Annotated in this window: 14 protein-coding genes, 3 pseudogenes and 1 other annotated feature; of the genes and pseudogenes, 16 read left to right on the top strand and 1 reads right to left on the bottom strand. The window is 43.0% G+C overall.

The window, feature by feature from the left end; genetic code table 11:
• The first annotated feature begins 115 nt into the window (after nucleotides 1–115).
• Complete coding sequence (tuf, locus tag DWX73_RS02175; RefSeq protein ID WP_118346505.1) at nucleotides 116–1309, top strand: elongation factor Tu; 1194 nt, start codon at nucleotides 116–118, stop codon at nucleotides 1307–1309.
• Between the two features lie 68 nt (nucleotides 1310–1377).
• Here the strand turns inward: tuf and DWX73_RS02170 are convergent, their stop codons facing one another.
• Nucleotides 1378–2226: an AraC family transcriptional regulator gene (locus tag DWX73_RS02170; protein WP_118346503.1), complete on the bottom strand. Its 849-nt coding sequence runs from the start codon at nucleotides 2224–2226 to the stop codon at nucleotides 1378–1380.
• A gap of 174 nt (nucleotides 2227–2400) precedes the next feature.
• Here DWX73_RS02170 and DWX73_RS02165 point away from each other — a divergent pair, with 174 nt between their 5' ends.
• From DWX73_RS02165 to DWX73_RS15400, 15 genes and pseudogenes are all read left to right on the top strand, one after another.
• Nucleotides 2401–3699, top strand: coding sequence for an ABC transporter substrate-binding protein (locus tag DWX73_RS02165; protein ID WP_118346501.1), 1299 nt, complete (start codon nucleotides 2401–2403; stop codon nucleotides 3697–3699).
• Nucleotides 3696–4571, top strand: a complete 876-nt coding sequence (locus DWX73_RS02160) for a carbohydrate ABC transporter permease (RefSeq protein WP_118346499.1) — start codon at nucleotides 3696–3698, stop codon at nucleotides 4569–4571. Before DWX73_RS02165 ends, DWX73_RS02160 begins: the two co-directional genes overlap by 4 nt.
• Complete coding sequence (locus tag DWX73_RS02155) at nucleotides 4571–5410, top strand: carbohydrate ABC transporter permease (protein WP_118346497.1); 840 nt, start codon at nucleotides 4571–4573, stop codon at nucleotides 5408–5410. Before DWX73_RS02160 ends, DWX73_RS02155 begins: the two co-directional genes overlap by 1 nt.
• 7 nt (nucleotides 5411–5417) lie before the next feature.
• Nucleotides 5418–6874: pseudogene (gene gtfA / locus DWX73_RS02150) on the top strand (sucrose phosphorylase).
• Entirely contained in the window at nucleotides 6865–9054 is a 2190-nt protein-coding gene (locus tag DWX73_RS02145; RefSeq protein WP_118346495.1) for an alpha-galactosidase, read from the top strand. Before gtfA ends, DWX73_RS02145 begins: the two are co-directional and overlap by 10 nt.
• Before the next feature lie 101 nt (nucleotides 9055–9155).
• Complete coding sequence (locus DWX73_RS02140; RefSeq protein ID WP_242996539.1) at nucleotides 9156–9653, top strand: methylated-DNA--[protein]-cysteine S-methyltransferase; 498 nt, start codon at nucleotides 9156–9158, stop codon at nucleotides 9651–9653.
• A 68-nt stretch (nucleotides 9654–9721) separates the two neighbouring features.
• A complete protein-coding gene (locus DWX73_RS02135) occupies nucleotides 9722–10552 on the top strand; it encodes an AraC family transcriptional regulator (protein WP_118346493.1) in 831 nt (276 codons plus the stop codon).
• Nucleotides 10553–10680: 128 nt separating this feature from the next.
• Nucleotides 10681–10820, top strand: a sequence feature (ribosomal protein L10 leader region).
• A gap of 30 nt (nucleotides 10821–10850) precedes the next feature.
• Nucleotides 10851–11386, top strand: a pseudogene (rplJ, locus tag DWX73_RS02130) (50S ribosomal protein L10).
• A 54-nt stretch (nucleotides 11387–11440) separates the two neighbouring features.
• On the top strand, nucleotides 11441–11815 hold the full coding sequence (rplL, locus tag DWX73_RS02125; protein WP_118346489.1) for a 50S ribosomal protein L7/L12: 375 nt from the start codon (nucleotides 11441–11443) through the stop codon (nucleotides 11813–11815).
• Nucleotides 11816–12208: 393 nt separating this feature from the next.
• The gene (gene rpoB / locus DWX73_RS02120) at nucleotides 12209–16051 is read left to right on the top strand and encodes a DNA-directed RNA polymerase subunit beta (protein ID WP_118346487.1); all 3843 of its coding nucleotides are present in this window, start codon (nucleotides 12209–12211) and stop codon (nucleotides 16049–16051) included.
• A 14-nt stretch (nucleotides 16052–16065) separates the two neighbouring features.
• A complete protein-coding gene (gene rpoC / locus DWX73_RS02115; protein ID WP_118346485.1) occupies nucleotides 16066–19776 on the top strand; it encodes a DNA-directed RNA polymerase subunit beta' in 3711 nt (1236 codons plus the stop codon).
• Nucleotides 19777–20006: 230 nt separating this feature from the next.
• Complete coding sequence (locus DWX73_RS02110; protein WP_118346483.1) at nucleotides 20007–20498, top strand: GNAT family N-acetyltransferase; 492 nt, start codon at nucleotides 20007–20009, stop codon at nucleotides 20496–20498.
• A gap of 23 nt (nucleotides 20499–20521) precedes the next feature.
• Entirely contained in the window at nucleotides 20522–21808 is a 1287-nt protein-coding gene (locus DWX73_RS02105) for a M28 family metallopeptidase (protein WP_118346481.1), read from the top strand.
• On the top strand, nucleotides 21808–24000 hold the full coding sequence (locus DWX73_RS02100) for a DNA topoisomerase III (protein ID WP_118346480.1): 2193 nt from the start codon (nucleotides 21808–21810) through the stop codon (nucleotides 23998–24000). Before DWX73_RS02105 ends, DWX73_RS02100 begins: the two co-directional genes overlap by 1 nt.
• 6 nt (nucleotides 24001–24006) lie before the next feature.
• Nucleotides 24007–24938, top strand: a pseudogene (locus DWX73_RS15400) (glycoside hydrolase family 35 protein); the annotation flags it as partial.
• Nucleotides 24939–24944: the final 6 nt, after the last annotated feature.

Below are 24944 nucleotides of genomic sequence, written 5' to 3'. Positions count from 1 at the left end.
AAGAAAACTCTTGAAAAAGTGTATAAGATGAAATATAATCAGAATTAGCTGATTAAATTCAAAAATGTAATTATTATCTGCTCATAAGCAGGTATATTAAGGAGGATTATTCAAAATGGCAAAGGCTAAATTTGAAAGAAGCAAACCACATTGTAACATTGGTACAATCGGACACGTTGACCACGGTAAAACAACTTTAACAGCTGCTATCACAAAAACTCTTGCTGCAAGAGTAGAAGGTAACGCTGCTGTAGATTTCGAAAATATCGATAAAGCTCCGGAAGAAAGAGAACGTGGTATCACAATTTCTACTTCTCACGTTGAGTACGAGACAGAAAACCGTCACTACGCTCACGTTGACTGCCCAGGTCATGCTGACTACGTTAAAAACATGATCACAGGTGCTGCTCAGATGGATGGTGCTATCCTTGTTGTAGCTGCTACTGATGGTGTTATGGCTCAGACAAGAGAGCACATCCTGCTTTCTCGTCAGGTAGGTGTACCTTACATCGTTGTATTCATGAACAAATGTGACATGGTAGACGATGAAGAATTACTTGAATTAGTAGAGATGGAAATCCGTGAATTATTAGACGAGTATGAATTCCCGGGAGATGATACTCCAATCATCCAGGGATCAGCTCTGAAAGCTCTTGAAGATCCTAACAGCGAGTGGGGCGACAAGATCATGGAACTTATGGCAGCTGTTGACAGCTACATTCCAGATCCGGAACGTGCTACAGACAAACCATTCCTTATGCCAGTAGAGGACGTATTCTCTATCACAGGACGTGGTACAGTTGCTACAGGTAGAGTAGAACGTGGTACACTTCATGTATCTGACGAAGTTGAAATCGTTGGTATCAAAGAAGAGACTCGTAAAGTAGTTGTAACAGGTATCGAGATGTTCCGTAAACTTCTTGATGAAGCTCAGGCTGGTGACAACATTGGTGCACTTCTTCGTGGTGTTCAGAGAACAGAAATCGAAAGAGGACAGGTTCTTGTTAAACCAGGCAGTGTAACATGCCACCACAAATTTACAGCTCAGGTTTACGTTTTAACAAAAGATGAAGGTGGACGTCATACACCATTCTTCAACAACTACCGTCCACAGTTCTACTTCAGAACAACAGACGTTACAGGTGTTTGTGAATTACCAGAAGGTATCGAAATGTGCATGCCTGGTGATAACGTAGAAATGACAGTTGAACTGATCCACCCAGTAGCTATGGAGCAGGGTCTTCGCTTCGCTATCCGTGAAGGTGGACGTACAGTAGGATCAGGAAAAGTTGCTACAATCATCGAGTAATTATAATCTGTAATCAGAATATTAACTCAAATATAAGCCCGGGAACTTCGGTTTCCGGGGCTTTATTCTTATTTTTGTTTTTGGTGATTTCTCCATTCTCTTGGGGAGACACCGTATATTGTTTTGAAGGCACGAGAAAAGTGCAGCTGATTCTCGTAGCCAACAGCAGAGCCGATTTCTGCGATAGAAAGTGATGTCAGCTTTAGCAATTCGGCAGCTTTTAACATTCTGTAATGCATCAAAAATTCCTGAGGAGAACGTCCGATGGATTTCTTAAATATTTTCCCAAAATAACTTCGATTAATTCCGCAGACAGAAGCGATCTCTTCGATGGAAATATCGTTTTGAAAATTCTGCTCAATATAGTGGATAGCTTCTTTAATGTAATAGTCGCTCATTTTGCTTGAAGAAATAGATTCGGTCCGTTTCGAGGACTGGATTAAATAATCAAGAAAGAGATATAAATGTCCGATCAAATGGAAAGGAGATTCCTCTGTATGATGTGTGATGTAGAGCATTTCTTTCATCATTTCTTCCCGCAGATCTTTTGAGTGAGAGCGATAAACAGGACTATCCGGGGAAAGAGCGGTTACTTGAAGCATTTCTTTTACTTTCAGACCATCAAATTCAATCCAGACATATTCCCAGGGAAGTTTTTCATCAGCATAGTAAGTTGTGATCTGTCCTGGAAAAATGAGAAAGCCCTGTCCGCTTTTGATGGAATACGTCTGGGTAATCCCTTTTGTATCATCGGCCATCAGTGTTCCGGTTCCGGAAATAATATAGTGGAAAAGATAGTGGTTTCTGGCCACGGGACCAAAGGAATGACCGGGGTCACACTGTTCATATCCATACTGATACATACCAAGATCAATAAAATTTTCATGGGGAAAAATATGAAAAAATGTATTGCTCATAATGGCTCCTTTCAGCAAATATACCTTAATGCGTCTTTAATTGCTATTATAACATAAAAAGTTGTATTGTGGTATAAAACAAGAAAAATACTGCTATTTTCTGATAGCATAAAGGTATGTTACTATTAGTTTGATGAAAACGGAAGAAAAAACAATGCGAAAGGGGCTTGTGATATGTCAAAAAGAAAGGTTGTCGGAAGGTTCTCTCTGATCATGGGAGCTGTGCTTGGAATGGCATGTCTTGTAGGATGTGAAGGGAAAACTTCAAGTGATCAGACAGAAGTCGAGATGGTGTGTTATAAACAGGAAGCGGTAGAAGCATTTGAAAAAATTGAAGAACAATTTAATGAAACGCATGAAGATATCCATCTGACGATTTCTTCTCCGAATGAGGCAATGACGATTTTGAAAACAAGATTTATTCGGGAAGATTACCCGGACATTATCGGAATCGGAGGGGATATTAATTATTCCAATTTTTTGGATGCGGATCTATTTCTTGATATTTCAGAGTTGGAAGAACTAGACAAGGTAAAAGAGTCCTATCTTGAAATGGATAAAGAACTGGAGTTTGTTCCGAGAGAAGGCGTTTATGCACTTCCATATGCGGCAAATGCGGCTGGAATCCTCTATAACAAAGAGATGTTTCGGGAACATGGTTGGGAAATTCCGAAAACATGGGAAGAATTTACTGAGTTGTGTGATCAGATTCAAAGCAGTGGAATACAGCCGCTGTATTTCGGTTTTAAAGATGTGTGGACGTGTCTGGCGCCGTGGAACGCTCTGGCGGTTGGTCTTGCCGATTCGGATACTTGCAGCCAGGTAAATCAAAGTGAGACAACATTTGCAATGGCTTATCGGGAAACAGCTGAGAAAATAAAAGAACTTCTCGCATATGCAGAACCGAATCCGTATGCCTATAGCTATAATGATGCCTGCACTGCATTTGCCAGGGGGGAAGCTGCTATGTATCCGATCGGAAGCTATGCAATTCCTCAGATCCGGTCAGTGAATCCCGAGATGGAGATTGATTCATTTGTGTTTCCGGCAAATTCTTCAGTGGAGGAAAATGTATTGAATTCAGGAATTGACCTTCAGTTTTGTGTTATGAAAAATACAGAACAGAAGAAGGCAGTCTATGAAGTGCTTCGTTTTCTGTATGAAGATGAAGTGATTCAGATCTATTTGGAAGATCAGGGCGGCATTGCCTGTAAAGAAGGTGCATTTACGATTCCGGATGAACTAGAGGGAATGAGAGATTATATCGAAAATGATAAAATGGCAGATTTTCAAGACCATCACTATCCGAGTGAGATGAGTGTGGATGCGATGATCCAGACGTATCTGCTAGATGAAAGTGAGGATGCGACAGATAAATTTCTGGAACGGTTTGATACGGAATGGAAACGCTATAACAGAGATTTGATCCGCAAAGTACAGGAGTATCAAAAAGAGATGGAGGATGCACAATGAAAAAGAAAATGAGTAACCGAGATAAGACATTTCTGGCAATTGTGATACCGGTAGTGCTATTGTTTTTTATGTTCAATACGCTGCCGATGCTAAAAGGAGTTGTTTATAGTTTTACGAATTATAAAGGCTATGGTTCCTATGAATATGTAGGACTGCGGAATTATATCGACTTGTTTACGGATGCGAGAGTAGGCAAAAGCTATTTGTTTACATTTAAATATGCGCTGGTGGGAACGGTTCTTGTAAATGCGCTGAGTTTGATTATGGCTCTGGGACTGAATAGTCAAATTCGTTTTAAAAGTGCGCTTCGCGGTATTTATTTTGTACCGAATATTCTTGGAGGACTTGTGATTGGATATATTTTCAGTTTTATTTTTACATATATCCTTCCGACAGTCGGAGATGCGTTTCAGATCGGATTTCTGCAGGATAGTATTCTTGCAAGTGAAAAGTATGCATGGATCGGTGTGCTGATCGTTGGAGTGTGGCAGGCAGTTGCGATGAATACGATTATTTATATTTCTGGTCTGCAAACAGTTCCGTCGGATGTTTATGAGGCAAGCATGTTGGATGGCGCTGGAAAATGGAAAGAATTCTGGAAGGTGACATTTCCTCTTGTAATACCGTTTGTGACAATCAATCTTGTATTGAGTACGAAGAATTTTTTGATGGTATTTGATCAGATTATGTCTTTGACAAAGGGAGGACCGGCACAGAGCACCGAATCTATTTCTTATCTAATTTATAAAAATGGTATGGATGGAGGTCAGTTTGGATTCCAAAGTGCAAATGCGGTACTGTTTTTTGTTGTCATCGTGGCGATTTCTATTTTTCAGATGACGGTTATGGGGAAAAAGGAGGAACAGTTATAATGCAAAAAAAGAAAAAAGCAAATTGGATGTTAACGATTGTATTGCTGCTTGGAACAGTAACGGTGTTCTTCCCGCTTTATATGGCAATTCTGATTGCATTTAAACAGCCGAGCGAAATGACGAATGATGTGGCCGGGGCACTGGCGTTTCCGGAAAGATGGAGTTTAGAAAATTTTCGTCAGGCGATGGAAGTAACAGATTTTTGGCATTCTCTCGGAAATAGTTTACTGATTACGATTGCGACAATCGTGTTGGCAATTCTGATCCATTCGCTTGCCGGCTATGTGATTGGAAGAGGAATGGCAAAAAAGAAAAGTTTCCGGGTAATTTATTTGTATATTGTAAGTGGAATGTTTGTTCCGTTCTCTATTTTGATGATGCCGCTTGTGAAACAGACGTCGCAGATGGGACTTGGAAATCGTGCAGGAGTAATTCTTTTGTATCTCGTATTTTATATGCCGATGAATGTATTACTCTATACAGGGTATTTGAAAAATATACCGGAGGCTCTGGAAGAGGCGGCAGATATTGACGGAGCGAGCGCCTGGAAAACATACTGGCAGATTATTTTTCCGATGATGATGCCGATGCACGCAACAGTTGCAATCTTGACAGCTCTCGGTACATGGAATGATGTGATGACGCCGCTTGTTATTATGGCGGGAACGGGGCAGAATACACTTCCGCTGGCACAGTTGAATTTCCAGACACAGTTTGGGACAAATTATAATCTGGCATTTGCATCATATATTCTGGCGTTGATTCCGATTCTGATCTTTTATGTAATTTGCCAGAAACAGATTTTAAATGGTGTGGCAAACGGCGCAGTGAAAGGATAGAGATAAGATGAAGCTTGAAAATAAAATTATGTTAATTACATATGCGGACAGCATGGGAAAGAACTTGAAAGAACTGCATCAGGCGTTGAATACCTACTACAAAGATGCGGTGGGAGGAGTTCACATTCTGCCATTTTTTCCATCTTCGGCCGATCGGGGATTTGCACCGATGCGGTATGATGTGGTGGATGAATCGTTTGGAACTTATGAGGAGATTGAGGCAATCGGGAAAGAATATTATCTGATGTTTGATTTTATGGTAAATCATATCTCAGCGTCATCAGAGTATTTCAGGGATTTTGTGAAAAGAAAAGATGCATCTCCTTATCGGGATTTTTTTATCCGGTATGAAGATTTCTGGACAAATGGAGCTCGACAAAAGAACAGTTAGATAAGATTTATAAAAGAAAACCGAGAGCGCCATATCTGGAGGTGGAATTTCAGGATGGGACAAGAGAGAAGATATGGTGTACGTTCTGCGAAGAACAGATTGATCTGGATGTGAGAAAAGAAGCTGTGAAGGCATTTATCAAAGAAACACTGGAAGATATGTGTCAGAAAGGAGCAGCAATGATTCGTCTGGATGCATTTGCCTATGCGGTCAAAAAAGAGGATACGAACTGCTTTTTTGTGGAACCTGATATCTGGGAACTGCTTCATGCAATTGAGAAAATTGTCCAAAAGCATGACGTGGAAATTCTGCCGGAAATTCACGAGCACTATACAATACCGATGAAAATTGCAAGGCAGGGGTTCTGGATCTATGATTTTGCGCTGCCGGTACTGACGCTTCATGGACTTTACAATCATACAGGAGTTTATTTGAAACGATGGTTGGAAATGTGTCCGATGAAACAGTTTACGACTTTGGATACCCATGATGGAATCGGAATTGTGGACGTGAAGGATCTGCTTCCGGATGAGGCGATTGAGACGGTAAAAGAACAAATGTATCGTCAGGGGGCGAATGTAAAGAAAATCTATAGCTCGGAAGCGTACAATAATCTGGATGTGTATCAAGTGAATACAACATATTATTCGGCGCTTGGTAACAGGGATGATGCTTACCTGCTGGCGAGAGCAATTCAGTTTTTTGCACCGGGAATTCCACAAGTGTATTATGTGGGGCTTCTTGCCGGAGAAAATGATCTGGAATTGATGGAGAAGACAAAAAATGGACGGGACATTAACCGTCACTATTATACGCTTGAGGAGATTGGGAAAGAACAGAGCCGTCCGGTTGTGCAGAAATTGAAAGCGCTTATGGAACTTCGGAATACAGACCCGGCATTTCATCTGGAGGGGGAAATTCAGGTAGAAACGGCAGGAGAGCAGCTTGTGATTACGAGAACTTATAAGGAAAATCGGATAAGACTGTCGGCGGATCTAGGATCATATGGGTTTGTGATTACCAGATACGGAGAGTGTTATAAAAATGGAAAGGAAATGACAGTATGGCAATAACAGTAAATGAGCATGTGTTTTCTCTGGAAACAGAAAATACACTTTATCAAATGAAGGCGGATGTATTCGGGGTGCTGAAACACTTGTGGTATGGGAAAAAGACAGAAGAGTGTATGGAATATCTTTTGGATTATCCGGATGTGGGATTCGCAGGAAATATTTATGAAGCAGAACATGACAGAACGTACTCATTGAATACGATGCCTCTTGAGTATGCGGGGGGAGGAACGGGAGATTTTCGGGTACCGGCTGTGACAGTTGTACATAAGGATGGAAGCCAGGCGTTGGACTTGCGATTTCAGAGGTATTCTATCCGGAAAGGGAAATATAGTATTCCGGGACTTCCGGCGGTGTATGCAGAAGAGTCAGAATCAGAAACACTGGAAATTTATCTGAAGGATACAGCGTCCGAGACAGAAGTGGTGCTTCTCTATGGTGTGCTAGAAAAAGAAGATGTGATTACGAGAAGTGTGTTTGTCAGAAATAAGGGGAATACTCCGATAGTGCTTGAACGTGTGCACAGTCTTTGTATGGATATCCCATATGGAGATTGGGAGTGGATACATTTTCAGGGACGACATACGATGGAGCGTCAGACAGAACGGCTTCCTGTGTTCTATGGTATTCAGGAGAGCAGCAGTACGAGAGGGACTTCAAGTCATCAACAGAATCCAGCAGTGCTGCTCTGTGGGAAAAACTGCACGGAAACAGTGGGTGAATGTATGGGGGCGCTGCTGATGTACAGCGGTGGATTCCAGACGCAGATTGAGAAAGATCAACTTGGACAGACAAGAATGGTAATGGGGATCCATCCAGATACGTTTTCGTGGATGCTAGAACCAGGACAGGAATTTCGAGCGCCGGAAGTGATTCTGTCCTATTCAGAACATGGAATGGCAAAGTTATCGCAGCAGTTTCATCATGTAATCCGTCATCATGTATGCAGAGGAAGTTATCAGTTGTCAAAGCGCCCAGTGTTAATCAATAACTGGGAAGCGACGTATTTTGATTTTGATGAAAAAGCAATAGAGCAGATCGCAAAGCAGGCATCGGAGCTTGGTATTGATATGATGGTGCTGGACGACGGATGGTTTGGAAAACGGGATACGGATATATCCGGACTTGGGGATTGGAAGGTAAATGAGAAGAAGCTAAAAGGAGGCCTGGGAGCGTTTGTGAAGAAGATCAATGCAATGGGAATGAAATTCGGGCTATGGTTTGAACCGGAAATGATTTCGGAAGACAGCGATCTTTACCGCACTCACCCAGACTGGGCTATTCGCATTCCAGGAAGAAATCCGATGCGCAGCAGATACCAGCTTGTACTTGATATGGCAAACCCGGATGTGGTGGAATATCTGTATGAGTCTATTAGCAGTATTTTGAGAGAGAACCGGATTGAATATGTGAAATGGGATATGAACCGCAGTATTTCTGACTGGTATACGTCTGTCCTTCCGGCAGAACGTCAGAAAGAGATGCCGCACAGATATGTGCTTGGGGTTTATGAACTTCTGGAACGTCTGACAAGTGAATTTCCAAATGTACTGTTTGAGGGCTGCAGCGGAGGCGGAGGAAGATTTGATGCCGGAATGTTATATTATTGCCCTCAGATCTGGTGCAGTGACAATACAGATGCACATGACAGAACATTTATCCAGTATGGAACAAGTTTCTTTTATCCGGCATCTGCAGTCGGTTCTCACGTATCGGCAGTGCCGAATCATCAGACAGGGCGGATCACGTCTCTTGATACAAGGGGGACAGTGGCAATGGCGGGCAGTTTTGGTTATGAACTTGATCTGAATACGTTGAGTCAAGAGGAAAAGAAGAAGGTTGCAGAGCAGACAGCAAATTATAAGAAATACCAGGACTTGATTTATCAAGGGCGCTATTACCGGCTGAGCAATCCGTATCAGGACGAACTGGCGGCGTGGGCATTTGTCTCGGAAGATCAGTGTAAAGTTCTTGTGCAGGGGGTAGTATTTCGAGCAAAGTCCAATGTCCTTCGACATCGGATCACGCTTCAGGGGCTGGATGAGAACGCAAGTTATCAGTTTGTGAAAGGCGGGACAAAGGAGAAAGCTATCAGTGGAAAAGCGCTTCTGGCAGGAGGTCTTCTTCTTCCTGCTGTGAAAGGCGATGATACAGCGTTTGAATATTATCTGGAGAAAATATAATACTGAGTGGTGATGCAGAGACTGCGGTTGTTCTTTCTTTTTTGGTTGTTATGCGATATACTCGAAGAAAACAGAAATGTAATCGAGGCGGTGAAACGGAATTGAAAGAGATAGAAATGACGGAAACGTATACATTTCAAAGTCCGATAGGATATTTGACAATAGCGACAGAAAAAGACAGCGTAAGCAAAGTACATCTGGAGCAGAGAAACGGCGTGATAAGTGTCAACCAGAAGATCTCACACTTACAGCATTCGGATCTTTTATATGAGACATACTGTCAGCTGCGGGAATATTTTGAAGGGCGTCGCCGGGAGTTTCGGCTTCCTATCCGGGAAGGAGGAACCGATTTTCAAAAGCAAGTTTGGGCTGCGCTTAGGGAAATTCCTTACGGAGAGACAAGAAGTTATCAGGAGATAGCAATGGCAATCGGGAATCCGAAGGCGGTGCGGGCAGTTGGACAGGCAAATAATCGGAATCCACTTCTGATAGTGACTCCATGTCATAGAGTGATTCACAAGAACGGAGATATTTCAGGTTTTGCCTGCGGAGTTGAGGTAAAGAAATATCTTCTGGAGCTGGAAAGAAGACATCAATGATAACGGACAGCATGGGGATGGGCTTATGTATATGAACAGCATGTGGATAGTATAGGGAGAGAGTGTGGATGAAGAAGACAATGAAAGGATGCGTTGTGGATAAATGTATTCGACTTACATCCGTTTTCACAATTTTTGAGGCAATCTACCAGGAAGATTATTATTTTGGCGGGGAAACCCATGATTTTTGGGAGTTTGTCTGTGTGCTGGATGGCGTACTCGGTGTGACGGCAGGAGAAGATGTATTTCTGTTGGAACGAGGACAGGCGGTACTTCACAAGCCGATGGAATTTCACCGGTTATGGGCAGAGCGGAAAACGCGCCCCCATATTGCTGTGATTTCCTTTGCAGCAGATGTGATGCCGGATATGAAAGAAAGACGTTTTGCGCTGAAGGAAGAAGAATTGGATACTCTGAGCAAATTAATGCAGGCGCGGGATGATATTTTTGAAGTAGAGCAAGGCTTACTGATTCATAAGATCAAAGCGGGAGCAGAGATAGAAGCACATCGTTATGTGGCTCAGTTCGAAATGCTTCTTCTGAAAGCGCTGCAGGAAAATACATCGACCGTGTTGCCCTATGTTTCTTCGGGAGCAGAAAATTACCGTAAGATTGTCCAGGTATTAGAAGAACATTTGGAAGAGCGGCTGACACTGGGGAAAGTGGCGGAACTTTGTCAAATGAGCGAGGCTGCGGTAAAGAAGACATTTTCCAGATATGCAGGAATCGGTTTAATGACATACTTTAATCAAATTAAAATCCGGAGAGCGATCCGCTTGCTGGAAGAAGGGAAGAGTGTGAGTCAGACAGCTCAGATGCTTGGATTTGCAGATCAGAATTATTTCAGTACGGTGTTTAAGCGGGTAACCGGGAGTGCTCCGACGAAGTATCTGAAGTAGAGATGGATGACAGGAGAATTTTTAAGCAGCCCCTGTCTGAGAGAAATTTTTCGGAGAAAACTTCAGGTAAATAAAAAGATGTAAAGAAAAAAGAAAAAATTCCTTGACAAGAGAATAACATTATGTTAGTCTATTTTAGAAAGCTGCCGAAGACAGTAGGTGCCGTAAGGCATAAGGTGATGACGCCTACCGAGGAAGATTTGAATTCGATTTATAAGAATTTACAGAACTTCCAGGTCCGAGGGCGTGGAAGTTCTTTTTTTTGGCAGTGCAAAATCTATAAGGAGGTGCACTAATCATGGCAAAAGTTGAGTAAAACAGCCAGTAGTAGCAGCAATTGCAGAAGACATCAAAGATGCTGCATCTGTTGTGTTAGTTGACTACCGTGGACTTACTGTAACAGAAGATACAGCTCTTCGTAAACAGTTAAGAGAAGCTGGTGTGATCTACAAAGTTTGCAAAAACACAATGATGAGAAGAGCTTTTGAAGGAACAGAGTTCGCTGGATTAGACGAGTTCTTAAACGGACCGAGCGCTATTGCAATTTCTAAAGATGATGCAACAGCTCCGGCAAGAATCCTTTGCAAGTTCGCAAAAGATGCGAAAGCATTAGAGTTAAAAGCAGGTGTGGTTGAAGGAGAAGTTTACGATGTAAACGGTTTAACAGAGTTATCCAAGATTCCTTCAAGAGACGAGCTTATTTCCAAATTACTTGGAAGCTTACAGTCACCAGTTACAAATCTTGCTCGTGTTCTTAATCAGATCGCTGAAAAAGGTGGAGCAGAGAATTGTGAAGCAGCGCCGGCAGAAGCAGAAGCTCCTGCAGCTGAATAATTACAAAATGTAATCAATTTAAAAAGAACCCTAAAATTAACGGAGGTAAATAAAATGGCAAAATTAACAACAGCTGAATTTATTGAAGCTATCAAAGAATTATCTGTATTAGAATTAAACGAATTAGTAAAAGCATGTGAAGAAGAATTTGGTGTATCTGCAGCAGCAGGTGTAGTAGTTGCAGCAGCAGGCGGAGAAGCTGCAGCAGCAGAAGAAAAAGATGAGTTCACAGTTGAATTAACAGCAGCTGGTGCTTCTAAAGTTAAAGTAATCAAAGTTGTTCGTGAAATCACAGGACTTGGATTAAAAGAAGCTAAAGAAGTAGTTGACGGAGCTCCAAAAGCAATCAAAGAAGGCGTTTCTAAAGCAGAAGCTGAAGAAATCAAAGCTAAATTAGAAGCAGAAGGTGCAGAAGTTACATTAAAATAATCTAACCTTTAGATTTATAAAGCAGGTTCCAAATGGGACCTGCTTTTCTTTTCAAAGTGGTGCAGGGGTTATAAGGAAGCCCGGCTCAAGAAATTTCTATTATTATTTTGGAAGAAAATGATATCAGAATCCTATCATAAGCCATATAGAATCCTGTTGGATCATACATATCGGAATATCTCGGAATTTATTTCAAAAATATTTTAAAAATGTGAAAATATATATTGACAGTCTTGACAGATTTGTGCTATATTATAAGTTGCATTATTGTGGAAAATCATGCCATAAATTTGCGATTAAACAGGTAGTACAAATCCTTTTTTGATGGAAAAACCCGATAAACAGGGCGTTTACATCAAGGGAGAGGAAAAATATATAAGGAGTGAAACGTCAATGGAGAAAAACAGAATTCGTCCCATCAATAGTGGAAAAAGCATGCGAATGAGCTATTCCCGACAAAAAGAAGTATTACAGATGCCGAATTTAATTGAAGTCCAGAAAGATTCTTATAAGTGGTTTCTGGATTATGGATTGAAAGAAGTATTTGAAGATATTTCACCAATTGCCGACTACAGCGGTCATTTAAGTTTGGAATTTGTAGATTTTACATTCTGTGAAGAAGATGCAAAGTACACGATCGAAGAATGTAAAGAGCGCGACGCTACTTACGCAGCACCTCTGAAGGTGAAAGTAAGACTCTATAATAAGGAAACAGACGAAATTAATGAACATGAGATTTTTATGGGAGACCTGCCGATCATGACAAAGACAGGTACATTCGTAATCAATGGAGCTGAGCGTGTTATCGTCAGCCAGCTGGTTCGTTCTCCTGGTATTTACTATGCGATTTCTCATGATAAGATTGGTAAAAAATTATATTCTTCCACAGTTATTCCGAACCGTGGTGCATGGCTTGAATATGAGACAGACTCTAATGACGTTTTCTATGTACGTGTTGACAGAACAAGAAAGGTGCCGGTTACAGTTCTGATCCGTGCACTTGGAATCGGCACTAATGCTGAGATTCTGGAATTATTCGGCGAAGAACCGAAGATTCTGGCAAGCTTTGGAAAGGATACTGCTGAGAATTACCAGGAAGGTCTTCTGGAATTATATAAAAAGATCCGTCCGGGCGAGCCGCTTGCAGTAGACAGTGCAGAAAGTCTGATCACAAGTATGTTCTTCGATGCAAGACGTTATGATCTTGCGAAAGTAGGACGTTATAAATTTAATAAAAAACTGCTTCTTAGAAACCGTATTACCGGACATGTTCTTGCAGATGATGTAGTGAACCCTCTGACAGGCGAAGTGATCGCTGAAAAGGGTGAAGAAGTCACAAAGGAAAAGGCAGATGCGATTCAGAACGCAGCTGTTCCGTTTGTCTGGATTGAAGGTGAAGAACGCAATATCAAAGTGCTGTCTAATATGGCGGTAGAGCTTGATAAAATTGTAGATATCGATCCGGAAGAAGTGGGAGTGGCAGAGCTTGTTTACTATCCGGTACTTGCACAGCTTCTTGAAGAGACAGCAGGCGATATTGACGAGTTAAAAGAAGCAATTCATAAGAATATGCATGAACTTGTTCCGAAGCATATTACAAAGGAAGATATTCTTGCTTCCATTAACTACAATATGCATCTGGAATATGGCTTGGGCAATGACGATGATATCGACCACTTAGGAAACAGACGTATCCGTGCGGTTGGAGAACTTCTTCAGAACCAGTACAGAATCGGTCTTTCAAGACTGGAAAGAGTTGTTCGTGAGCGAATGACAACACAGGATCTGGAAGGAATCTCTCCACAGTCTTTGATCAACATTAAACCGGTTACAGCAGCCGTGAAAGAATTCTTCGGTTCTTCCCAGCTGTCACAGTTCATGGATCAGAACAACCCGCTTGGTGAGCTGACACATAAGAGACGTCTTTCCGCACTTGGACCAGGAGGTCTTTCAAGAGACCGCGCCGGATTCGAGGTTCGAGACGTTCACTATTCTCACTATGGAAGAATGTGTCCAATTGAGACACCTGAAGGTCCGAACATCGGTCTTATCAACTCCCTTGCTACTTATGCGAGAATTAATGAGTATGGTTTTGTTGAAGCGCCATACAGAAAGATTGATAAAACAGATCCGAAGAATCCGCGTGTTACAGAAGAAGTTGTTTATATGACAGCGGATGAAGAGGATAATTATCATGTAGCACAGGCGAATGAGCCGCTGGATGAAGAAGGACATTTTATTCGTAAGAATGTTTCCGGTCGTTACAGAGAAGAGACACAGGAGTATGAACGCACAATGTTCGATTACATGGACGTGTCTCCGAAGATGGTGTTCTCTGTTGCTACAGCCCTGATTCCATTCCTTGAAAATGACGATGCGAACCGTGCGCTCATGGGATCAAACATGCAGCGTCAGGCAGTGCCGCTTCTGACAACAGAAGCTCCGGTAGTCGGAACTGGTATGGAAGCAAAGGCAGCGGTTGACTCAGGTGTATGTGTTGTTGCTGAAGAGGCCGGAGTTGTAGAGCGTTCTTGTTCTAATGCGATCACAATTCGTCATGATGACGGAACAAAGAAAGTATATAAGCTGACAAAATTCATGCGAAGCAACCAGAGTAACTGCTACAATCAGAGACCGATCGTATTCAAAGGTGAGCGAGTAGAGGCAGGACAGGTAATTGCTGATGGTCCTTCTACATCTAATGGAGAGCTTGCGCTTGGTAAGAACCCATTGATCGGTTTCATGACATGGGAAGGTTATAACTACGAGGATGCGGTTCTCTTAAGTGAAAGACTTGTTCAGGATGATGTTTATACATCTGTTCATATCGAAGAATATGAAGCAGAAGCCCGTGATACAAAGCTTGGACCGGAAGAAATTACAAGAGATATTCCGGGTGTGGGCGATGATGCGCTGAAAGATCTGGATGACAGAGGTATCATCCGTATCGGTGCAGAGGTTCGCGCAGGAGATATTCTTGTTGGTAAAGTAACTCCGAAGGGAGAGACAGAGCTGACAGCAGAAGAGAGACTGCTTCGTGCGATCTTCGGCGAAAAAGCCCGCGAAGTAAGAGATACTTCTTTGAAAGTACCGCATGGAGAATACGGTATTGTTGTGGATGCGAAAGTATTTACAAGAGAGAACGGAGATGAACTGTCTCCGGGAGTAAATCAGGCAGTCCGCATTTATATTGCACAGAAGAGAAAGATCTCTGTTGGAGATAAAATGGCCGGCCGTCACGGTAACAAGGGTGTTGTTTCCCGTGTACTTCCGGTAGAAGACATGCCGTTCCTTCCGAACGGACGTCCGCTGGACATCGTGTTGAACCCACTTGGTGTGCCTTCACGTATGAACATCGGACAGGTGCTTGAGATTCACTTAAGTCTTGCGTCAAAAGCACTTGGATTTAATATTGCAACACCGGTATTCGATGGTGCAAACGAAATTGATATTATGGATACACTTGATCTGGCAAATGACTATGTAAATCTTGAATGGGATGAATTCAAGAACAAACATGGCGAAGAATTATTGCCGGAGGTACTTGATTATCTGTATGAGAATAGAGAACACAGAAAATTGTGGAAAGGCGTACCACTGTCACGCGATGGTAAAGTTCGTTTAAGAGACGGACGTACGGGAGAATATTTTGACAGTCCGGTAACAATTGGACACATGCACTACCTGAAGCTTCACCACCTGGTAGATGATAAGATCCATGCACGTTCTACAGGTCCTTACTCATTAGTTACACAGCAGCCGCTCGGTGGTAAAGCACAGTTCGGTGGACAGCGTTTCGGTGAGATGGAGGTTTGGGCACTTGAGGCTTATGGTGCATCTTACACATTACAGGAAATCCTGACTGTAAAATCTGACGATGTTGTCGGACGTGTGAAGACTTATGAGGCGATCATCAAAGGTGATAATATCCCTGAGCCGGGTATTCCGGAATCCTTCAAGGTATTGCTGAAAGAGCTTCAGTCTCTCGGACTGGATGTTCGTGTTCTCAGAGAGGACAATACAGAGGTCGAGATCATGGAAGCGTCAGATTACGGCGAGACAGATCTGCGTTCAATCATTGAGGGAGATAAAGGCTTCCGCAAAGAAGAGCAGTACGGAGAACACGGATTCAGTCAGCAGGAATTCGATGGAGAAGAGCTTGTTGATATAGAAGAAGATTTCCCAGAAGATTTTGACGAAGCTGATGATTTTGATGATATTCTCGACGAAGAATAGAAGGGAGTGCCAATATGACAGCAACAAATAATGAAACATATCAGCCAATGACATTTGATGCGATCAAAATCGGACTGGCATCACCTGAGAAGATTCTGGAATGGTCAAGAGGTGAGGTTACAAAACCTGAGACGATCAACTACAGAACACTGAAGCCAGAGCGTGACGGTCTGTTCTGCGAAAGAATTTTCGGGCCGAACAAAGACTGGGAATGTCACTGTGGTAAATATAAAAAAATCCGCTACAAAGGCGTTGTCTGCGACCGTTGTGGCGTTGAAGTAACAAAAGCAAGTGTACGTCGTGAGCGCATGGGTCATATCGCCCTTGCTGCTCCGGTGTCACACATCTGGTATTTCAAGGGAATTCCAAGCCGTATGGGACTGATTCTTGATCTGTCTCCAAGAACACTTGAAAAAGTGCTCTACTTTGCTTCTTATATTGTACTTGATAAGGGAGAAACAAGCCTTCAGTACAAACAGGTATTATCTGAACAGGAGTACCAGGAAGCAAGAGAGACATGGGGAAGCGCTTTCCGTGTCGGAATGGGCGCAGAGGCCATTCAGGAACTCTTACAGGCAATTGACCTTGAAAAAGAATATGAAGAATTACAGGCAGGACTGAAAGGCGCTACTGGACAGAAGCGTGCAAGAATCGTAAAACGTCTGGAAGTAGTTGAGGCGTTCCGCGAATCAGGCAATAAGCCGGAGTGGATGATCATGAATGTGATTCCGGTTATCCCGCCGGATCTTCGTCCAATGGTTCAGTTAGACGGAGGACGTTTCGCAACATCTGACCTGAATGATTTATATAGAAGAATCATCAACCGTAACAACCGTCTGAGAAGACTTCTTGAACTCGGCGCTCCGGATATTATTGTCCGCAACGAGAAGAGAATGCTTCAGGAGGCTGTTGATGCGCTGATCGATAATGGCCGCCGCGGCCGTCCGGTAACAGGACCTGGAAACAGAGCTTTGAAATCACTTTCTGATATGCTGAAAGGTAAATCAGGACGTTTCCGTCAGAACCTTCTCGGTAAACGTGTTGACTATTCAGGACGTTCTGTTATCGTTGTAGGACCGGAACTGAAGATTTATCAGTGTGGTCTTCCGAAAGAAATGGCAATTGAGCTGTTTAAGCCGTTTGTTATGAAAGAACTTGTGGCAAATGGTACAGCACATAATATTAAGAATGCAAAGAAAATGGTAGAGCGTCTGCAGCCGGAAGTATGGGATGTCTTAGAAGACGTTATTAAAGAGCATCCGGTTATGCTAAACCGTGCTCCTACACTGCACAGACTTGGTATTCAGGCGTTTGAACCGATCCTTGTAGAAGGTAAGGCAATCAAATTGCATCCGCTTGTTTGTACAGCGTTCAACGCCGACTTCGACGGTGACCAGATGGCTGTTCATCTTCCGTTATCTGTAGAAGCACAGGCAGAGTGCCGTTTCCTTCTGCTCTCTCCGAACAACCTTTTGAAACCTTCTGATGGTGGTCCGGTAGCCGTTCCTTCACAGGATATGGTACTTGGTATTTACTATCTGACACAGGAAAGACCTGGTGCAGAAGGTGAGAGCAAGTTCTTCAAGAGCGTGAATGAAGCAATTCTTGCTTATGAAAACGGTATCATCAAATTGCATTCCAAGATTAAAGTTCGTATGACAAAGACACTTCCGAACGGAGAGATAAAGACAGGAACCATTGAGTCTACACTTGGACGTCTTCTGTTCAATGAGATCATTCCGCAGGATCTTGGATTTGTTGACAGAACAATCGAAGGTAATGAGCTTCTTCCGGAAATTGATTTCCTTGTTGGTAAGAAACAGTTGAAGAAGATTCTTGAAAAAGTTATCAATACACATGGTGCAACAGCAACTGCAGAAGTATTGGATAATGTAAAGGCGATCGGATACAAATATTCTACGAGAGCTGCTATGACGGTATCTATTTCTGATATGACAGTGCCGCCGCAGAAACCGCAGATGATCCAGGAAGCACAGGATACTGTAGACCGTATCACAAAGAACTTCAAACGTGGTCTTATTACAGAAGAAGAGCGTTATAAAGAAGTTGTTGAGACATGGAAAGCAACTGACGAGGCGCTGACAGAAGCCCTGCTATCCGGTCTTGATAAATACAACAATATTTACATGATGGCTGACTCCGGAGCCCGTGGTTCTGACAAACAGATCAAACAGCTTGCAGGTATGCGTGGTTTGATGGCTGATACAACAGGACGTACGATCGAGCTTCCTATCAAGTCTAACTTCCGTGAAGGACTTGACGTATTGGAGTACTTCATGTCTGCCCACGGTGCTCGTAAAGGTCTTTCCGATACAGCGCTTCGTACAGCCGACTCTGGTTACCTGACAAGACGTCTTGTTGACGTATCTCAGGAATTGATCGTGCGTGAAGTGGACTGTGCAGGAGAAGGCGAAGAGATTCCGGGAATGTATGTACATGCATTTATGGACGGAAATGAAGAAATCGAAAGTCTTCAGGAACGTATTACAGGACGTTATTCTTGTGAGACAATTAAAGATAAAGATGGCAATGTCATCGTAAAAGCAAACCATATGATCACACCAAAACGTGCAGAAGCCGTTATGAAATATGGTGTGGATGAGAATGGCGAACACCTGACAAAAGTAAAGATCCGTACAATCTTAAGCTGTAAGAGCCGTGTCGGAATCTGTGCAAAATGTTATGGTGCCAACATGGCAACAGGTGAGCCGGTACAGGTAGGTGAGGCTGTCGGAATTATCGCGGCACAGTCTATCGGTGAACCAGGTACACAGCTGACCATGCGTACATTCCATACAGGTGGTGTAGCCGGTGACGATATCACACAGGGTCTTCCTCGTGTCGAAGAGCTTTTCGAGGCAAGAAAACCGAAAGGTCTTGCAATCATCACAGAATTTGGCGGCGTAGCTACAATTAATGATACAAAGAAGAAACGTGAGATCATCGTTGAAAATAGAGAAACAGGTGAGACAAAGGCATATCTGATCCCATACGGTTCCCGTATTAAGATTCAGGATGGTGCTGTTCTGGAAGCCGGTGATGAACTGACAGAAGGTAGTGTAAACCCACATGATATCTTAAGAATCAAAGGCTTGAGAGCAGCTCAGGATTATATGATCCAGGAAGTTCAGAGAGTATACCGTCTTCAGGGTGTAGAAATCAATGATAAGCATATCGAAGTCATTGTGCGTCAGATGCTGAAGAAGATTCGTATCGAAGAAAACGGAGATTCTGAATTCCTTCCGGGAACAATGGTTGATATTCTTGATTTTGAAGCAACGAATAAAGAGCTGGTTGCAGATGGAAAAGAACCGGCAACAGGCGAGCAGGTAATGCTTGGTATTACAAAAGCTTCTTTAGCAACAAATTCATTCTTATCAGCTGCTTCCTTCCAGGAGACAACAAAAGTTCTGACAGAAGCTGCTATCAAAGGAAAAGTCGATCCGCTGATCGGTCTGAAAGAAAACGTTCTGATCGGTAAGCTGATCCCAGCCGGAACAGGTATGAGAAAATACCGTGACGTTAAACTTGATACAGGCATGGAAGAAGAAATGGACGCCTTCGAAGAAGGCGAGGAAACTGCAGCAGCCGTAGAAGAAACAGTGGAATTTGCAGACGGATTTTCTGATGAATTTGTATTAGAAGAAACAGAAGAATCTGCTGTGGAAGAGGAAGCGATTGCTTCAGAAAATGAGGAATTATAAGATCACTGCAATGGTGATTAATTAATTGAATCAAGGAAATAAATGATGGGTGCAGTCCGAAAGGGCTGTGCCCATTTTGTATATAATTTTGAGAAAATTTCATGCAGTTTGTCTCTGGGAAATCCATGTACTTTTCTATTTCTATGTGATAAACTTGACAGTAGCGAAGTAAAGTTTTAGCAGATGATTCGAATGATTATCTCAAAAATCAGCCAGAAGGAGGCAGGGAAATGAGTATTTGTGTTCGGAAGTTTGAGGAAGAGGATTTAGATCAGATGATCAGAATCTGGAATGATATTGTGGAAGAAGGAATTGCATTTCCACAGGAAGAAGAATTGACAAGAGAAACCGGGCTGGAATTTTTTAAGAGTCAGACATATACCGGGGTGGCAGAAGAGAAAGAGACCGGAAGAATTTACGGATTATATATTCTGCATCCAAATAATGTGGGAAGATGCGGACATATTTGTAATGCAAGCTATGCGGTAGACAAGGAGAGCAGAGGAAAACACATCGGTGAGATGCTTGTACGAGACTGTATGGTGCAGGGGAAGATTTATGGGTACAGAGTATTGCAGTTTAATGCGGTTGTTCGTACAAACGGCGCGGCAAGACACTTATATGAAAAGATTGGATTTGAGCAGCTTGGCGTGATTAAAGGCGGTTTTCGAATGAAAGACGGTCACTATGAAGATATTTGTCCATATTATATTACATTATAGAAAATGACTGGGAGGAAAGAGACATGGAAGAAAAGCAAGTGGAAATAGAGAAACAGAGAGAGATAGGGAGACTTGCATTTAATGTAATGCAGAAACTGAGTTTTGTCCGGGAAAGCTGTACACCGGCAGAGTTAGAAGCAGTTCAGCTAATCTGCAGTGAAATCCGTAAAATCGGAATCGTACCGGAAGTAGAAGAATTTATGATGGATCATGCAGTGATTCACCAGGCATCGCTTAAGTTTGGCGGCAAAACCTATGAGGCAGGAGGATACATGATGTCTGGTTCTACACCGGAATCCGGAATCTGGGCGCCGTTTCATTATGCTCAGGATGCAGAAGAAGCAGATCTGATGGATGCGAAAGGAAAGATTGTTCTCCTGAACCGCAGACTGACACCGGAAGTATATGAAAGGTTGATTCGGGCACAAGTAAAAGGCTTTATTACATTTACCGGGACAATTATTGATGACCGCAGTAAAACAGATCTTCCGGACTGTGAACTCTACGACTGGGCAAGGAAATTCGGAGTCATTCCGGGAATCAATCTCCGGGCGGAAGATGCGCTGGCGCTTGTGAAAGAAAATCCGAAAGAAGTTGTGCTGAAGCTTACACAGGAAGAAGGACAGTGGCCGGCTCATAACATTATTGCAGAAGTGCCTGGAACAGAAGAAAACGGGGAAACAATCGTGCTTGGCGGACATTATGATTCGGCACAGTTTAGTCCAGGAGTGTACGACAATGGAGCCGGCTCGGCAATCTTGATTGAACTTTTGAAATATTTTAAGGAACATCCGGCAAAACGAAATCTGAAATTTATCTGGTTTTCAGCAGAAGAGAGAGGACTTGTGGGAAGCAAGGCATTTGTGAAAGCCCATGAAGAGGAGCTGAAACAGATTCGTTTTATGATCAATGTAGATCTGGCAGCGCCGCTTCTGGGAGCAGATAAGGCGTGTGTTATGGCAGACCAGAGCCTTTGCCATATGATTGATTACCTTGCAAAGGAAGTAGGTTTTCCAATCACAGTAAGACAGTCCATTTACTCAAGCGATTCGATTCCGTTTACGGATGCCGGAATCCCGGCGGTAAATTTCTTCCGCGTAGGAATCGAGGGAGGCGTTAAGATCCATCACCGAAATGATGATCTGAATCAGGTGGGATTTGATAATCTTTCCCGCACAACAGCATTTATTCTGCTGTTCTGTCAGCGGATGTTAAATTCAGCAGTATTTCCGGTACCTGAGAAGATTCCGGAGAAAATCATCGAAGATATCGACGTTTATTTAAAACGAAAGACAAAAGAGGAAGCATAATGAAGTCATTAGTAATTGCGGAGAAACCATCTGTAGGCCGGGATATTGCCCGGGTACTTGGATGTAAAAAGCAGATTCAGGGAGCAATTGAAGGAGAGAAATATATTGTCACATGGGGACTTGGGCATCTCGTAACGCTGGCAGATCCGGAGGAATATGAAACAGGCTGGAAAGAATGGAAGATGGATTATCTTCCGATGATGCCAAAAGAATGGAAGCTAGTAGTGATTCGTCAGACAGGGAAGCAATACCAGCTTGTAAAAGCACAGCTTTTTCGAAAAGATGTATCTCAGATCATTATTGCGACAGATGCAGGACGGGAAGGAGAGCTTGTGGCGCGGTGGATTCTTGAGAAAGCCCATGTGTCAAAGCCAATCCGGCGATTGTGGATTTCTTCTGTAACAGATAAAGCAATCCGGGACGGATTTGCTAATTTGAAGGATGGAAAAGATTACGAGAATCTTTATCATGCTGCATCTGCCAGAGCGAAGGCTGACTGGCTCGTTGGAATGAATGGAACGAGAGCGCTGACTTGTAAATATAATGCCCAACTTTCCTGCGGACGTGTACAGACACCGACACTTGCCATGATTGCAAAGAGAGAAGAGGAGATTAGGAATTTCAAACCTCAGAGTTATTATGGTATGAGGGCAGTATCAAAAGGAATTACGTTCCAGTGGCAGGAGGAGCGGTCGGGAAGCGGACGCACGTTTGATAAAACACGGGTAGAACAGATGAAGAAACAGCTGGAGAGAGAAAGTCTTGTCATAACAAAAGTGGATCGGACATCAAAAAAGACGTATGCGCCGGGGCTTTATGACTTGACAGAACTTCAAAGAGATGCAAATAAGCGTTTCGGATTCTCGGCAAAGGAAACATTGAATATTATGCAGAGGCTGTATGAGAACCATAAAGTGCTGACTTATCCGAGAACGGACTCCAGATATTTAAGTTCCGATGTTGTCGGAACACTGAAAGAACGTTTAAAAGCGTGTAGTGTCGGACCATACCGGAAAGTGGCGGAACCGCTGATCAACCGGGAGATCCGGGCGGACAAGCGTTTCGTGGATGATGCTAAAGTAAGCGATCACCATGCAATTATACCGACAGAACAGTTTGTACAGTTGGAGCATATGACGAGTGATGAGAGAAAAATCTACGATCTTGTCGTAAGGAGATTTGTAGCAGTGCTTCTGCCGGCAGCAGAATATGAGCAGACAGTGCTTAGGGCAGAAGCTGCCGGTGAGACATTTGCGGCAAAGGGAAAGGTCATGAAGAAGTCTGGCTGGCTGGCTGCGTATGAAGAGGAATGGGAGCAGGAAGAGGAAACAGATGATCTGAGAGATCAAACGCTTCCGAATGTAGAAACCGGCGACCAGATTCCGGTACTGCGCTATGAAATTACAGAGGGAAAGACGAAGCCGCCGGCGCCGTTTAATGAAGCAACTCTTCTTTCTGCGATGGAAAATCCGGTAAAATATATGACAACGAAAGACGCAAAGGCGGCAAAGACATTGGGAGAAACTGGAGGACTTGGAACGGTGGCAACCCGCGCGGATATTATCGAGAAGCTGTTTAACAGTTTTTTAATGGAGAAGCGGGGCAAGGACATTTTTATTACATCAAAAGCAAAACAGCTACTGGAACTCGTACCGGAGGGATTAAAACAGCCGGAGCTGACTGCAGACTGGGAGATGAAGCTTTCTAAGATCGCGAAAGGTCAGATGAAAGCAAGTACATTTATGCGGGAAATTGATGCATATACGCAGGAAATCGTAGAAGAGATTAAGCTGGGGAAAGGTACATTCCGACATGATAATGTAACGAATAAGAAATGTCCGCAGTGTGGGAAACCGATGTTGGCGGTAAATGGAAAAAACAGCAGGATGTTAGTCTGTCAGGATAGAGAATGTGGTTATCGGGAGACGGTGGCCCGTACGACAAATGCAAGATGTCCGAAATGCCATAAACGAATGGAACTTTATGGAAAAGGCGATGCTCAGACATTCATTTGCGCATGCGGTTATAAGGAGAAACTGTCTGCATTTGAAGCGAGACGGGCGAAGGAAGGAAAAGGCGTCAGCAAGAGAGACGTACAGAAATATCTAAACCAACAGAAGAAAGAGGCGGCGGAGCCGATCAATAATGCATTTGCAGCAGCGCTTGCAAACTTAAATCTGCCGGAGAAATAAAAATACATGATACGGAGGCATAAAGAAATGAACCACAGATTTGAAGTAAAAGATAAATTGTATCTGGATGGAGAACCTTTTCAGATTATTTCAGGAGCAATCCATTATTATCGCGTTGTGCCGGAATATTGGCGTGACCGTCTGGAAAAATTAAAAGCGATGGGCTGTAATACTGTGGAAACGTATGTGGCCTGGAATGTACATGAACCAAGAGAGAACGAATTCTGCTTTGAAGGAATAGCAGATCTTGGAAGATTTATCAGGACAGCCGGGGAGCTTGGACTGTGGGTCATTGTGAGACCGTCACCGTATATTTGTGCGGAGTGGGAGTTTGGCGGTTTTCCATCCTGCTTTTGACAAAGCCGGGAATTCGCCTGCGCACAGACAACCCGGTGTACATGGATTGTGTTGCAAGCTATTATAAAGAGCTGTTCAAAATATTGACGCCGCTTCAATGCACAAAGGGTGGCCCGATTATTCTTATGCAGGTTGAAAATGAATATGGCTCCTACGGAACAGATAAAGAATATCTGAAACATCTGGCATCTCTTATGCGGGAAAACGGTGCAGAAGTTCCATTTTTTACTGCGGATGGACCGCGAAAAGAGATGATGGATAAGGGAACGATGGAAGGCGTATGGGCAACAGCTAATTTTGGCTCGAATACAAAAGACAGATTTCAGTTTCTGAAAGAATATATCGGTGATCAGCCACTTATGTGTATGGAGTTTTGGGCAGGATGGTTTGATCACTGGGGCGGAGAAACACATATGACATCGGATTTGGAACAGAATGTAAAAGATCTGGATGAGATGCTGCAGCAGGGAAATGTTAATTTCTATATGTTCCACGGAGGCACAAATTTTGGATTTATGAATGGTTCCAATTATGCCTCATGTCTGACACCGGATACGACATCTTACGATTATGATGCGGTACTGTCA

It is taken from the genome of Coprococcus sp. AF21-14LB (assembly GCF_003458885.1).
Taxonomy (GTDB): Bacteria; Bacillota; Clostridia; order Lachnospirales; family Lachnospiraceae; genus UBA9414.
Note: the sequence above shows the minus strand (reverse complement) of the source record. Positions and strands in the feature narration are given on the sequence as shown.

Coding starts and splice junctions, on each gene's coding strand:
- tuf (WP_118346505.1), top strand. CDS start 116: ATGGCAAAGGCTAAATTTGAAAGAAGCAAACCACATTGTAACATTGGT.
- DWX73_RS02170 (WP_118346503.1), bottom strand. CDS start 2,226: ATGAGCAATACATTTTTTCATATTTTTCCCCATGAAAATTTTATTGAT.
- rpoC (WP_118346485.1), top strand. CDS start 16,066: ATGACAGCAACAAATAATGAAACATATCAGCCAATGACATTTGATGCG.
- DWX73_RS02160 (WP_118346499.1), top strand. CDS start 3,696: ATGAAAAAGAAAATGAGTAACCGAGATAAGACATTTCTGGCAATTGTG.
- DWX73_RS02155 (WP_118346497.1), top strand. CDS start 4,571: ATGCAAAAAAAGAAAAAAGCAAATTGGATGTTAACGATTGTATTGCTG.
- DWX73_RS02135 (WP_118346493.1), top strand. CDS start 9,722: ATGAAGAAGACAATGAAAGGATGCGTTGTGGATAAATGTATTCGACTT.
- rpoB (WP_118346487.1), top strand. CDS start 12,209: ATGGAGAAAAACAGAATTCGTCCCATCAATAGTGGAAAAAGCATGCGA.
- DWX73_RS02145 (WP_118346495.1), top strand. CDS start 6,865: ATGGCAATAACAGTAAATGAGCATGTGTTTTCTCTGGAAACAGAAAAT.
- DWX73_RS02110 (WP_118346483.1), top strand. CDS start 20,007: ATGAGTATTTGTGTTCGGAAGTTTGAGGAAGAGGATTTAGATCAGATG.
- DWX73_RS02105 (WP_118346481.1), top strand. CDS start 20,522: ATGGAAGAAAAGCAAGTGGAAATAGAGAAACAGAGAGAGATAGGGAGA.
- rplL (WP_118346489.1), top strand. CDS start 11,441: ATGGCAAAATTAACAACAGCTGAATTTATTGAAGCTATCAAAGAATTA.
- DWX73_RS02100 (WP_118346480.1), top strand. CDS start 21,808: ATGAAGTCATTAGTAATTGCGGAGAAACCATCTGTAGGCCGGGATATT.
- DWX73_RS02165 (WP_118346501.1), top strand. CDS start 2,401: ATGTCAAAAAGAAAGGTTGTCGGAAGGTTCTCTCTGATCATGGGAGCT.